Below are 13,297 nucleotides of genomic sequence, written 5' to 3'. Positions count from 1 at the left end.
TTTATGCTCCTCTTGGGCCGAGGATCATTTTGTCGACATTTCCAAAAACTTGGACATGGATGCCATTATCCCTGAGTTTCTTGTCGTGGCCGTTTGCAATGAATGAAACGCCCTTTGGGCCCCTGACATCAATGAGGTAGCGAACCTCGGCATCGAGGGTGAGTGGGGCTTGAGGGTTCGTCCCTATCTCAACGATGCTTCTGTGAAGGGGCGCGATTTCAGTGTTACCAGCGTATTTGGCAAGCCCGTGCAGTTGCACCAGATATCTGCAACTCGCGCGACAACCCTCGATAAACGCTTCGGCATTTCCATGTTGTGCGAACCAGGCACTGTACGTCGCGTGTTGTGCCATTGTGTCTGGAACCACTTTCGCTCTAGCGGTCTTGTTCTTCGCTAGTTTGGCTTCCCAGAGTGCTATGCGCCATCCATTGGCATGGGACTCCAGCGACGCGGCATCCAAGCGATACGCTGAGGGTCTAACATTCCCTGAGAGCAGATAAGATAGGGCCAGTTCTAAATCGAAGACAGCCGGGTTGCATCCGACGATTTCATCGACGAAATCCTTCTCGCCTCCTTGACGGAAGAACGCCCCATGAATTCGATTAGTTAGCGTTTCGCGTGCCAAAAGGGCAGTTGGCGAAGATAACCGAATGTTATCACTACTACCTCTTTTAGGCATATTTATATATTTATGGTGAGTTTCTTCGTAGAATAATCGGTTGGTGCAGCCGACTTTCGCTATCTGATTTCCTGCGCAGTAAAATGATAAATAGCCATCACGTACGGCAAGGCGAAGGGATGCGAATTTTCCGGCCGCTGTTCTCTCAGATGGCACTCCAGACGGTCGCCATCTTAGCAGCAGTTCGCGAAACCAATGGTGTTCGTCAACGGTGGCAGAAGTTAGTCGTGATGTGTCGATCCGACGCGTAAATTTGGACATAGATTATCTCGTTGCTGGAATTATTTGGAAGACATGGGTTTTCGTTTAGGCATCCATCCATTCACCGTCCTTTGAGGGAACGACCTTGTCGAAGAGTTCGGAAAACCGCTCCGGGAAGAATGTATGAATGGGAACCAGCCTCTTCGGGGCTACGGCATTTGCGTATCGTTGCAAGTCCAGAATATCGGCATGGCCCGATGTATGGATTGTCTCCATAGGAACACCTAATGCTTCGCAAGTGGTGATAAACTTCAAACCGGATTCCTCCCGCAGGTATCCGTCCCATTGCGACCAGATAGCTCTCGCCCCTTCCAGAGCGCCAATCTGAGACAGTTCCGTAATCATCCAGGGACGAATGATCATTACTGAGCTCGAAGCGATATCTGGCACCCCTTCAGGATAAATCCGGCGACCTTTGTAGCCGTCAACCAAGTGAGCGATGCCATTTCGGACAAGATGGCGTCGTTGAAATTGCGGAATGAAAACCTTCACATCGTCCCAGCCATCTGATGGCTTTGGAATAGACGCGGTCTCTGTTGCCTTCAGAACTTCGGCTCCGTATGCATCAACCAGTAGCTGACGACCATTGCGTTTGGCTGCTCGATAGACGCTCACCACGCGGTCAATATTCTGGACTGAACACGCAACCAACAGCATCCCTGACGTTCTCGTAATCGCTTCTCGCAGACGCTCCTCAATCTCGGCTTCGGTTTCAAATCTTTCAGATGCGGTCAATCGCCCAAGGCTGGATCCTTCCATCAGCATCACGTCAATGGCTTCAGGTGGATTGCCGATGAAACCTTCAAACATCCGGGCTTTCCGACCATGTCCGCGCACATCGCCTGAATAGAGAACGCGTTTTCCACTAGCTTCTATAACCAGGCTATACGCATCAAAACCTGAGTGATCCATGAGATGCGGTGTGATCTGGAATGGCCCAATCTCAAATGTTTTCTTGTGTGAATAGGTGATGGCATTCGGAGGCGCATAGCCGCCTGGCACAAATGGTTCGGCAGCCTTTAAAATGGATAGGGTTTTCTGCCCCAGATAGACAGGAATCTGCTTATCTACCTTTGGCAACAATCCCCAATGATCCCGATGCCCATGACTGAGAACGACGCCCTGAACGTTTTGAATATCGGAAATGGCAGGTAGTTCGGCGTCCTCGTATTCGACATCGAGCGGTTGTCCTAAATCAATGAGAATTCTTGCTCCGTCGTGCTCCAGCTCGACGCAAGAGCCGCCAATTTGATCGCTACCGCGATGAATGCAGATTTTCATATTTCCCCCAATAGCCCTGCTATATCGATCATCTGTTTTGATTGTCAGTCAAGCCAAGTTTTCAACACTTCGATAATGCGGGTCGCCATCAACTGAAACTTGATCTTCGGGCAGCTCGAACCCGCCCTTTATCAAGGACAACAAATCTTCACGCATGATCTTCCCATCGCACAGAAGGAGAAATCTGCGCGTGTTTCGGCAATATGAGACGCGGCCGCGTGGCCATTCCTCATATTCGAAGGCGTTAGTAATGCCTCGTTCTAATGGCGCTACCTTGGATTTCCGCCATCGGTTCCAGGTAGTATAATGCCCGGTGCCGTAGGTGATCATATCGCCATATGGCTCGCCTTCTGCAATTGGGCAGGAAGCAGACAAAAGCCTGACGCGGTTCTGCCACCGTACAAACCAGAAGATACCCACTTTGCCGACGCTGATTTCATCCATGCTGAATTCCCCTTTCAGGCAGCAGATGTTCTTGCGGCACTGGGACGGGATTAATCCATTCGACCTCGCCTAACGACTGGAAGTGACGGATCGCGTTTTCAATCACTCTGCGGTCGACGGAAGGTTCGTCGACAACGATATCCAAGCCGACCTCGTTGGGAAAGCTTTGGTCGATCTTGAAACACTCGTGGATTTCGGAAGTATCGAAACGTTCCGACTGGTCAGCATCGAGAAACGCGGCTCGGGCAGTAATAATGAAGGCATTCCAAACGGTTTGACCGTCAGAGCCAACAAATAGAAAATCGAACCAATCCGAGGCTTCATCATGTTCATCTAATTGCAATTGGCTAGTGAACAGTCCGCCATAAATCGGAGTGTCCTTTAAAATCCGCCATCGCCATCGAATGAAGGCATCGCGGCGCTTGCGATAGGGCAGGCTTTTGAAAGGGCGTTTGATACGATCCAAATATGGATACTCCTGATCGAAATCGCGGGCAGGATCGCTCGCCCATGTAGATACATTTTAAACGCCGAGATATTTACACCTTTTTGTCAAAAAGATTCCGTGTGGCGGAAACGCAACAGTTTTGGATGGTATTGGACGTCGTCTTTGATGAGTGATCGATAACCATGAAATGCTCTTTCAGTTCCTAACCGCTCGATCAGACAACACCCGTATACGACGTCATCTTGCCATCCTCGTCGAGATCGATGAAAGCACGTTTGCCGCGTTTCCCAACGGCCATGAAAACCAGCTTACCCGGATGTGCTTCCATGAAACGCAACGCTTGGCCGTCAGGCGCGTAGTGTGTGATGTCCTTGCCATCGGTTTCTTTGAAGCCGTTATCTGCGAGAAAGCGCTCGTTATGGCGATTGACGGCGAATGCGCGAAGGCGCTTGGGTCGCTGATACAATCCAGTCAGCATGCCAATTCCAACAAGAAATGCGGTGACTGCAGCGCCAATCATGACAGCCAGCATGATCGTGCCACCCGCTTCGCTTTCTTTTGAGGTGACGGCAAGGCCTTCAAATGTGAGAATTGAAGCGGCAATGAAGCCAATCGCAATCAACAAGATGCTGCCGATATAAGTCAGAAAGAGGGTGCCCAGGACACCACGATCATGTCCTCTTACAAGTCCGCGACCGCCAATGAACGGGCAAAAGATGACAGCGAGCAATAGTAGCAGATTGCCGCCATTCTTTTTCGTGCCCTTGTAAATATCACGTCCCAATGAAAGCCCGAAGCCTGCAACAGCGGCTCCCCCGACACCAGTCGCAATTAATGCCAAGGTCGATTTATTTTTACCGAACTTCATGTTGATCCTGCAATTTTGCTATCATTTTTTGCGAAATTGACGACGGCTTGCTTGTAGTTCCGGTATGGTTCTCTTTTATTCCATCCGGAATATTTACTACAGAAGCTCTATTGCTGTTTTTATTAACTTCCAACTCCATCGACTTAAATTTGGTAATAAGTTCTTTATTTAGATGCCGCTTTTTCAAATTTAACAGTTTTTTGCATTCTTTAAGGTCTTTATTATCTTTTATATTGGAAATCTGGGTGTCGCTTAAAAATACATTATGAAGCCCCAGTATGTTTTTCCCGTTTAAAAGCACGCGATAACGCCGAAGGCTTTTATACGAAAAAACAAATAATATTATGGCTGCTATAAGAAGTATGGAAGTGGCGGTTCCATAATAAGATGGATTGTAATTTAATGTATGGGTTACGACGGAGCCAAATACCAGAAATATGCATATGCGGAACACCGAAATTAAAAAAGACGTAACTATGTTAAATCGACGAATAGTAATAGCATGATTTTTGTTCTTAATGAAATTGCAGGCATTCTCTATCTCTATTTGTAACGATATATGCTTAGAAAGCCTATCGATAGTTGATATTGCGATCATTGATCGCCTGTTGTTTACTGATATTTTTTAGAGAGGCACGTAATGCCTCATTCTTTTCCTTCTGTGACTTTTCAGAAATTAGATCTTCAAGATAAGGTACGACCTTCGTGTTGATTTGGTTCAAAGTATAGCCGTAGCGATCCATATATTTGATCGCATCGTCCACCCATTCTTCGCTGATGTCAGCCGCTTCCAATCGTCGGCAGACAGCTTTCCAACGTTCGTTAGCTTTTATTTTCTTCTGCTTTTTTCGATGTGAATCCACACTGGAGTTGTGAAGTGAAGTCATCACGATGTCTGCAGGATCCAAAGATCGCAAAGTGCGATAACGTTTCGCCATCTAATACCCCCTTATATCGTCTTTAATGACCGTGCGCTAATTGGTCATTGCAGTCCACGCCGTCTTGTTACGAGTTTACCAATTCCCTTAGTCATCGAGTTTACCAGCCACGCCGACCACAAAAACCACCCCAGAACGCCAATCATCAGTGCTGCTAGCCAGTATGCCAGCTTGCCGAGTTTGATAGCCGTTTTGCCCAGTATTTTGACGACTGCAGAGGTTTGTTCTCCGAACTTGGATGTCAACTTCGTGAACCGCGAAAGATCCTTGGCATCGTCGGCATGCTCCAGCACGCGAAACGTTGTCTTTACCCCGCCAACCTTGGTGATCGATGAGGCATTGCTAACGAGTGATCCAACTTCTGACGCCACACCCGGCTTAATTGCTCCCTTGAAACTTACTTTGGCAGCGCCGACGTCTATTGGCATCATACTCTTGATCAAGGCACCGAAACCCGAGAAGTCGCCCTTCATGACGTCAGACCATTTTAAATTCGAAATGGTCGATCGTACTTCACGGATAGCTGGTGTTCGGAAAGTTGGCAGCTTGACTTCAGAAAGTCCCTTCCGGAGCGCGCTCACATCGACCAATTCTGATGCCAGCTTTCCGACACGGTTTTGCAACGGCTTCGAAAGCTTGCCAGCCTTGTTGGCCGTTTTCACAACGGATGCGCCAATGTCGACAGCACCAGTACCTGGAATGACAGTCGCCAGTCCGAAAAGCGAGAGGCCGAGCGTGATCTTGTCGTAGTCCTGACCTTGAATAAGATAGCCGCCTTGGATGACCGCATCACGGACATCACCCACCCCGACATAATCGGCTGCCAGTGCTCCGCCAGTGGCCGTCGCAGACGTAGCTTCACCGGTTGTCGCGCCGTTGATGAAATCCTTTATATTGCGTAGTCCATACTGGAATACGGACTCCTTGCTCTTTTCCACGAGTTCAGCAGGGATTTCATGGCCGCGTTCCTGGGCAAGGGCAACGAGGTTGCCAGCCTCAGCGATATCGTCTTCCGCGAGTGAGGCTTCGATTTCGGAAATGAAGTCGGCCGTCGTCAGCTGATTCAGACGATATTCGGTAATGGAAAGCGGATCCCAATAGTTGAATGCCAGTTTTACAGCGGCAAACTGCGAAGACGAATAGAAGGCCACCGCTGACGCAATCAAGCAGACCGCGCTTGCCGCTCGATTTCCCTGCCGAATTCTTCGTAACACTGCCATGCGAACCCCATCCCCTGAGTTTTGGATAGCGCTAATTCAGGCAGGCTTCAACGGGAATTGTGAAGACGGCTTCCACTTGGCCGAGCACCCGCGACTTGCACCGTTAGCCTCGTGTCAACATTGAATTATTCAGCAATGTCACGATCAGAATATGCACCATCGGCAAACAGATGCTTGATCCACGGCGATCGCTTTCGGATCGCATCGAGGATCATTAGCGCGCCGGCATTGTCAGAAATGTCCGCTGAGGTGAGATTGATGATCAGCAGACTTCCGTCGGTGCCGACCTCAATTGCCGCTTGCGCCCCACCATCTTCCTGGCCTCGCTCGGGCTCGCTTCGCGCCACGTCGGCTCACGATCCAGCTTCAGGGGGATGGTGTGGGTGGTGCGAAAAAGCATCAGCCTTACGAAGCGCCGAAACCACCAATACACCGTTTGCCAGGGCGGGAAGACTTTCGGAAACATTCGCCCGCCGCCGCCCGTGCGCGTGATATAGTGGATCGCGTTGACAACTTCGGGCAGGTCAATGCTCAGCTTGCGCCCAAGCTGGACGATCCGACTTTCCTGGCGGCCATCTATACAGCTCTGTTTGAGCGAGAAGGCGGATCGTATGGGCTTGTCTCGGAAAGCAGGAAAAGCACAATAATCTGACAGCGTCCGATCGACACTGAAAAGAAAGGACGGTCGCAGATTATGTGGCTGCTTCTGCAACCTCAAACATCAATCCACCCCTTTTCCAGACTTCAAAAGCCTCAAAGCCGAAGTCGAACTATTCTGCTGAACACACGAATCGAAAAGTCCTGCTGGATATGTTGCTCCAATATCGACCAGGGCTTAGGGGACAAATATGCTGATGACGTTACTCGGATAATACGTCGTATGGTACACCATATAGTACTTGATTTCATCCCTCTTAAGGTCCTATTGGCATTGAAGGGCAACAGTTCTTGTACTGGGGGTACGTTTTTTGGGCACAGGAAGTGATGTGCTTGGTAACTTCTGGAAGAAGGCCAAGCAGGCTGGTCATGCATTCCAGCCATCAACCTATATTTTCCCGAGTTTGGACGCCTCAAAAGTCGAGGCGGATCTGGACATTCATGCCGAAGCTACCGAAAGGGGCGCTGAAGAGCAACCTGACGAGGGCGCGCAATCGCTTGACAGAAAAGAACTCCAGATCATTCAGGTCGTCGAAGACGCCAAGAATGATGCATACCAAAATCTTGAAGATCAGTTGCAGTCGTTTTCACAACGCCTAACAACCTTGGATTTTCAAGGACAGTTCTCAGAAATCGAATTGAGCAATGCCAATGCGATTTCCAGCTTCAAAGCAGAAGTAGTCAAGGGGAAGGCGGAGTTGCACGATCTGAGGCAAAAGCTTTTGGATGCAACACGTTCCTATAATGATTTCAAAACGAAGAACAATATTACGCGCGCGCCACAAGTTACGGCTAATCATATGCTGTTTCTTAAGTATGCTGTCCTGTTATTCATCTTTGTGTTTGAATTCGTAGGCAATGGTTACTTCTTGGCAAAAGGTAACGAGATGGGTCTTGTTGGCGGTTTCATACAGACAATGGCATTCGCCTTTGTGAACATTGGCTTTACGCTCTTCTTTGCTCTCATATGCGTAAGACGTCTCTATTTGCCGTCTATTTTTCAAAAGCTCGTAGGAGTTTTATCAATCGGCTTATACGGTTGCTTTGCCGTTGCTCTTAACCTCTTTCTTGCTCACTATCGTGAAGTATCCGGAACGACGTTTGAGGAAGCGGGCAGGGCAGCGCTTACACAGGCTATCGCAAATCCACTTGGCCTACAGGACATTGAATCGTGGCTCCTGTTTGCGTCCGGCTTGCTATTTTCCCTCATAGCGTTTGTGGATGGCTGGTCTCTCACTGATCCCTTTCCCGGATTGGCAAAGACATACAAGCAGATGCTCCATGCGCGTTCTGAATACACTGAGCGGCAAGCATACCTTATCGATGAGCTTACAAATGTGCGCGACGATCACGAGAGCAACATCAAAGAGATTATCGAGAGCCTGAATGAGCGCCGATCGCAACACAACGAAATCACGGCGCATCGTTCTAAGATGCTTTCGTTGTTTATCACTTATCAGGAAGGCCTCGAAAGAACGGCGAACGCGCTTCTCAACACTTACCGTGACGCCAATCGAAAAGCGAGAAAGACGCCTGTTCCAGCGTATTTCAACCAGCCATTCAATCTTCAGCGCGTGAAGCCAACAATGCAGGCCTCAGTGGAGCTAACTAGTCAGGAAATCTCCGAAGCTATCCGCAAAACTCAGACCGAATTGAGCACACAGATCAAAGAAATTACGCAGCTTTGTTCTGATGGCATCGATCAGTATCACGAGTTGGACAAGCTTTTCCCGGACGAAATCAATGGCTAGCAGAAATCGCAGACGCGGAAAAAAAAGCCATGCAGGTTCGTACGTGCTGGCTATACTACTGACTCTGGTTTCCCTTTTTATCCTCGGTGGAATTGGGTACTTGTATCTGACTGCATCCAGTGCAGGTGATTTCGATAAGGAAACGCTTTGTCCAACAAACGGTCCGACAGCGATAACGGCATTCCTTATCGACACCACCGACCCTTTGTCGGAAACGACGCTTCTTGATCTTCGGACGAATTTCCAAAGAACAGCCTCTTCAATACCTGTCGGCTCTCTGCTTGAAATTTACAGTCTCACTGAAGTTCCGGGCGACCTGAAAAAGCTTTTTGGTCGCTGTAATCCAGGTGACGCATCAACCGTCAGCGAATGGACCGCGAACCCCCGCATTCGTCAGAAGCGCTGGCAAGAGCTTTTCAAGAATATTCTTGATAAGGTCGCTGACGATTTGCCGAAAGGGCAGGGTGGTGAAGCATCACCGATAATGGCTGGAATTCAGAAGATTAAGCTCGGCGTTTTCGATCAGTACAGCGAACTGGATGTACAAAAACAAATCTACGTCGCATCAGATATGATCGAGCATACACCTCTTTATTCGCAATACAAATCTGGCATCGATTACAAGACTTACAAGGCAAGCAACGCATCGCGTAAATATGCGACGTCGTTATCAGGAATAGACGTCGGTATCTGGTACATTGATCGGAAAGACCGAAAGTTCAACGGCATTGAGCATAATTCATTCTGTGGCAATTGGGTGGTCGACAATGGTGGAAATTTTATTCCTTCCATTCGTCTGGAGGGCATGAATTGAACGAGAAGATCAACACACTAAATGTGTTTAATTATCGAAATCTTCCGCTGATCGTGTTTGTGATTCTTACCTTTGGTGGCTGTAGCTTTATTGCAGTTTCCAAAGTGTCGGGTATGAATCCTATCTTCTCGATGTTCGTCCCGATCTTGCTGATGTTTGGATACCTTGTTCTGGCATGGTCATTCTCTGCCATTCGGCTCCATGATGAGCAAACAGGCGATAACCTCTATTATATGGGCTTCCTGTTCACGCTAGCGAGCCTTGGTGCGTCTCTGTATCTTTTTACCGGAGACAGCTCTACGGACGATGTCGTCAGAAATTTTGGCATCGCGATTTCGTCTACCATCACGGGCATCGCGCTTCGTATCTTCTATAATCAGACCAGACGTGATGTTCTCGACATCGAACGCGCGACACGGCACGACCTCGCAGCTGCAGCGCGCAGAGTCCGGACAGAGCTGGAAACATCATCGCGGGACTTCGCATCGTTGCGGCGCGCAAATAACCAGTTGATCAATGAAGGCTTCGAAGGTGTAGTTGAGCAAGTCGAGAGAACAGGCGAAAAGCTCGAAAGCGCCCTTCTGAAACTCACAGAAGCCACCATCAAACCACTGGAAGCCACTGCTGAAAAATACAATCGGATGATGGAAGAAAACCTGTCAGACGTCAGTGGTAAGCTGGCTGATATCACGAAGACAATAGAAGCATCCCTAAGCGGCGTTTCAAAAGCAAATCAGACGGTGACTTCCGCCGCAAGCGAGCTATCGCAACGTGTCACTGAGGTGTCGAAGAAACTGCAGTCGGTAACGGTTCCTAAAAGCGTTCTGAAAAATGAAATGGGTCCGCTTCTGCAAGAAATCGGACAGCTCATCAAGGATCAGGCCGAGCGTCAGGATGCATTGGCGAAAGAGCAGTCGGAACGTATCGAGAAGCTCCTTGGTGCCATTGGTTCGATTAATGATGTTGTCAAAAAGAAAGTCGAGCATTCGGAACGCCTTTTAAAGGCGAATGAAGCATTGAACGGACGGATCGAGGAGAAGCACGGCAACCTTGATCTCAATGGGTCTGAACTATCTGAGCCAACAGTCATGGCTGCACCAATCTTCGTCCAACAGGTATCGTTAAACGAAGCCGCAACGTCTGCCGTTCCTTCGGTAACATCAGATGATGTCAGTTCAGACGCACCAGCAAAGCTTGCCGGGAGTGAAGGCAAGACATGGTGGCCTTTTAAATGAGTGATACCTCCATTCAGTCAAACACACCCGTTGTTGAGCACAAAGGCTACAATCGTGGTCTTATTCTCGGACTTACAATGGCAGAATCCATGCTCCTTCTCGTGTTTTGCCTCCTGTTAATCACGGGCGCGATCATCTTGAAGGAAAAAGAGAAAACGAGACTTGCTGAAGCGGCTTTGAAAACGGCAAATTCTCAACTGCTTGCTTTGACTGAAGAGAGAGACAGCCTTTTAAAGATATCTGTCAAAAACAAGACGTCAGAGGATGTCTGGCGTAAACTTGTCATTGCCAAGCAGCAGATTGAGCAGCTGGAAAGCCTGCACCTTATTCCGGAAGATCTTGCAAAAAATGCCGAAGCCATACGGACCACGATAGATAAAAAACTGACTTCTGAAGACTTGACGGATATCGAAAAGTTGAAAGAGACCCAACAGTTACTGGTCGATCTTGAAATCGCTCCCGATCGTCTGAAAGAACTGTTCGCGACGATCGATCTTCTGTCTAAAATCCTTTCTGATCAAACCTCTTATGAAGACCAGATCATGGACATGGTCGCACTGGCAGAAAAAGGGAAAGCGGCCGGAGAAGGTAAGCCGCATGAGTGGCCGCCCATTATCAGCCTTTCGGAAACGCAAGACCATTATTTCAAAAGTGGCAGTGCGGAAATCAGCCCTGCTTTTCGTGACCTTCTCATCGCGAAGACAACAAACCAGATAGCCGCAATCGCAACCCAATACGGTGTGAACGTCGTTGAGGTGATTGGTCATACAGACGAACAGCGTATTACTGGCATCCGCTCAAATCTGGATAACGAGATCACAGACGTTCTGAATGGCAACAAAGACATTGCAGTTCTCAAACCGGGTGACAATGCTGGTCTCGGCCTTGCGCGCGCACTCGCTGTCACACAGGTTCTGAGAGGTCAGCCCAGACTGACTGGCCTAACGATCCTGCCTATGTCGGGCGCACAACTCACTTTGCCCTCAGACGACCTTACTGATGGAAAAGATGCGGGCAATCGCGAAGGAAGGCGCAGAATTGAAATACGAGTACGCAAGAGGAATGAAATTATAAGCGATGCCACCCCAACTCGTATGGTCAACCCAGACGTAGATTAAAGCTTGACCATACCGGCCAGCGGCCTCTGAGCCACAATCAAACGCCTGACAGAGGTGCGCACTCGATCACTCACCAAAAAGGTCAAAAAACTTCTTGCAAAACGGGCGGCAACCACAGAGGCCGTTACGAAAAATCGTTTACTGTCAGTCTATGTTTGTAGGGACTTCAATGATCGGGCCGAAGCAATCGGGCAAATACCTAGACCGCAATCTGGACTGCCAAACTGTCATTTCGCGGGGCATTATGGATCTGATTGAATAAGCAACCCTTACTGGCGGTTCGGGGGCTGAACCAACTGCAGCCATATCCGGTAAGAATGTACCCGGTATTCAAAATCTGATAAATCATGCAGTCAAAGCTGGCTGGTCTGCCGATGAAGCGGAGAGGACGATCACTGGAGTAGCTGGGGGAATGCGGGTTGGCTATGCGGGAACTGATCAAAACGAATAACTAATTGATGGGGCATGGGAATGTTGGGGTTGATTTTGGCGGTATCTGTCTTGAGTTGGCAGCTACCCGCAGAACAGGTAACGCGACCGGTTATACAGATTTCAGGTCAATGCCGTGGCTGCGGCTGTAAGGGCGGCCCCGGCTGGCGTATTCATGCCACGGGACGTTGCGCTAGCCATCGAAACCTAGCACGGAACTGTGGTTCTCCTCCTTCGGAAGCACTTTGCACATATGAACTCGGCGGTGCGAAGATCAGGGAAACTCCCTCGTCGTCTTCATTTTACGCACCATCAGACGCCAAGACGGTCACAAAGCCTGCGAAACCCAGTGGATCGATTGCGGGACGCGCATCTGTTATCGATGCCGATACCATCGAAATTCATGGGCAGCGCATCCGCATTTGGGGCATCGATGCACCAGAGGGTGCACAAACATGTAAAGATGCATCCGGCAGTGAGTATCGCTGCGGGCAAATCGGTTCGATGAAGTTCGCCAGCTATCTCGATGAGGCTCAGCCCATTATCTGTGCTCAGCGTGATGTTGATCGATATAGTCGCATTGTAGCATCATGCGTAAATACCATCGGTCAAGACCTAGCGACATGGCTCGTCCGGAATGGACATGCTCTCGATTGGCCAATGTATTCAAAGGGAGCTTATTCAAGGGCTCAGTCAGAAGCCAAAAACCGAAAGGCAGGCATCTGGCAAGGAACTTTTGTCGAACCATGGGAATGGCGGAAATTGCGCAAAGGCGCGATGTGATGAGGGATTGGTTATTGTGGCAGAAGTAATATGCGCGGAAAATTAGCAATAAAAGCAATGATTTAGCAGAAATGGCATAATATGTATTATGGAACTACGTTAGTGATGCAGGCAGGCTCAATATCTCAACACGTACCCTGCGTCGCTATATGATGACCACGGCAAGACGATAAGCCCCTAACCCAGTACACAAACTCGTAATACGCCCGGCGCCGGCTTCCTACAAAGCAAATGCAGGCGCCGGGCGATTTTACGCGTACAGGCTGTAATACGGTTGATTTGTTTGATTGGTGGAAGGGGTGCCTAAGCCGGGGATGATGGTCGGAGACGGCGTTGGTGCATCAATCGCCGGTGAGTTTCAGAGTTTTTAT

At 49.0% G+C, this 13,297-nt stretch carries 12 protein-coding genes and 1 pseudogene; 5 read left to right on the top strand and 8 right to left on the bottom strand.

What is annotated here, in order from left to right; translation table 11 throughout:
- Nucleotide 1: 1 nt before the first annotated feature.
- The 8 genes and pseudogenes from CES86_RS00070 to CES86_RS27750 form a co-directional block, all read right to left on the bottom strand.
- Nucleotides 2-940 (bottom strand): hypothetical protein, encoded by a 939-nt coding sequence (locus tag CES86_RS00070; RefSeq protein ID WP_143851045.1) that lies wholly within the window; start codon nucleotides 938-940, stop codon nucleotides 2-4.
- A 45-nt stretch (nucleotides 941-985) separates the two neighbouring features.
- Entirely contained in the window at nucleotides 986-2,221 is a 1,236-nt protein-coding gene (locus CES86_RS00065) for an MBL fold metallo-hydrolase (protein WP_094513164.1), read from the bottom strand.
- A 48-nt stretch (nucleotides 2,222-2,269) separates the two neighbouring features.
- On the bottom strand, nucleotides 2,270-2,665 hold the full coding sequence (locus CES86_RS00060; RefSeq protein WP_094513162.1) for a hypothetical protein: 396 nt from the start codon (nucleotides 2,663-2,665) through the stop codon (nucleotides 2,270-2,272).
- Nucleotides 2,658-3,131 carry a hypothetical protein gene (locus CES86_RS00055; protein ID WP_094513161.1) on the bottom strand — a complete coding sequence of 158 codons (474 nt, stop codon included), beginning with the start codon at nucleotides 3,129-3,131 and terminating at the stop codon, nucleotides 2,658-2,660. Before CES86_RS00055 ends, CES86_RS00060 begins: the two co-directional genes overlap by 8 nt.
- 196 nt (nucleotides 3,132-3,327) lie before the next feature.
- Nucleotides 3,328-3,981, bottom strand: coding sequence for a hypothetical protein (locus CES86_RS00050; protein ID WP_094513160.1), 654 nt, complete (start codon nucleotides 3,979-3,981; stop codon nucleotides 3,328-3,330).
- 572 nt (nucleotides 3,982-4,553) lie between these two features.
- Entirely contained in the window at nucleotides 4,554-4,919 is a 366-nt protein-coding gene (locus tag CES86_RS27015) for a hypothetical protein (protein WP_143851044.1), read from the bottom strand.
- 44 nt (nucleotides 4,920-4,963) lie between these two features.
- The gene (locus CES86_RS00035; protein ID WP_143851043.1) at nucleotides 4,964-6,139 is read right to left on the bottom strand and encodes a transcriptional regulator; all 1,176 of its coding nucleotides are present in this window, start codon (nucleotides 6,137-6,139) and stop codon (nucleotides 4,964-4,966) included.
- Nucleotides 6,140-6,288: 149 nt separating this feature from the next.
- A pseudogene (locus tag CES86_RS27750) lies at nucleotides 6,289-6,683 on the bottom strand (transposase); the annotation flags it as partial.
- 442 nt (nucleotides 6,684-7,125) lie between these two features.
- Between CES86_RS27750 and CES86_RS00025 the strand changes: the two are divergent.
- The 5 genes from CES86_RS00025 to CES86_RS00005 all read left to right on the top strand — a co-directional run bounded on the left by CES86_RS00025 (nucleotide 7,126) and on the right by CES86_RS00005 (nucleotide 12,926).
- Nucleotides 7,126-8,547 (top strand): hypothetical protein, encoded by a 1,422-nt coding sequence (locus CES86_RS00025; RefSeq protein WP_094513152.1) that lies wholly within the window; start codon nucleotides 7,126-7,128, stop codon nucleotides 8,545-8,547.
- Nucleotides 8,540-9,361: a hypothetical protein gene (locus CES86_RS00020; RefSeq protein WP_143851041.1), complete on the top strand. Its 822-nt coding sequence runs from the start codon at nucleotides 8,540-8,542 to the stop codon at nucleotides 9,359-9,361. The genes CES86_RS00025 and CES86_RS00020 overlap by 8 nt, the downstream gene beginning before the upstream one ends.
- Nucleotides 9,358-10,596, top strand: coding sequence for a hypothetical protein (locus tag CES86_RS00015; RefSeq protein ID WP_094513150.1), 1,239 nt, complete (start codon nucleotides 9,358-9,360; stop codon nucleotides 10,594-10,596). Before CES86_RS00020 ends, CES86_RS00015 begins: the two co-directional genes overlap by 4 nt.
- A complete protein-coding gene (locus CES86_RS00010; RefSeq protein WP_094513148.1) occupies nucleotides 10,593-11,714 on the top strand; it encodes an OmpA family protein in 1,122 nt (373 codons plus the stop codon). Before CES86_RS00015 ends, CES86_RS00010 begins: the two co-directional genes overlap by 4 nt.
- 471 nt (nucleotides 11,715-12,185) lie before the next feature.
- Nucleotides 12,186-12,926 carry a thermonuclease family protein gene (locus CES86_RS00005; RefSeq protein WP_235819845.1) on the top strand — a complete coding sequence of 247 codons (741 nt, stop codon included), beginning with the start codon at nucleotides 12,186-12,188 and terminating at the stop codon, nucleotides 12,924-12,926.
- Nucleotides 12,927-13,297: the final 371 nt, after the last annotated feature.

This window comes from Brucella lupini (assembly GCF_002252535.1).
GTDB lineage: Bacteria > Pseudomonadota > Alphaproteobacteria > Rhizobiales > Rhizobiaceae > Brucella > Brucella anthropi.
This window is presented reverse-complemented; position numbering and strand designations above follow the sequence as displayed.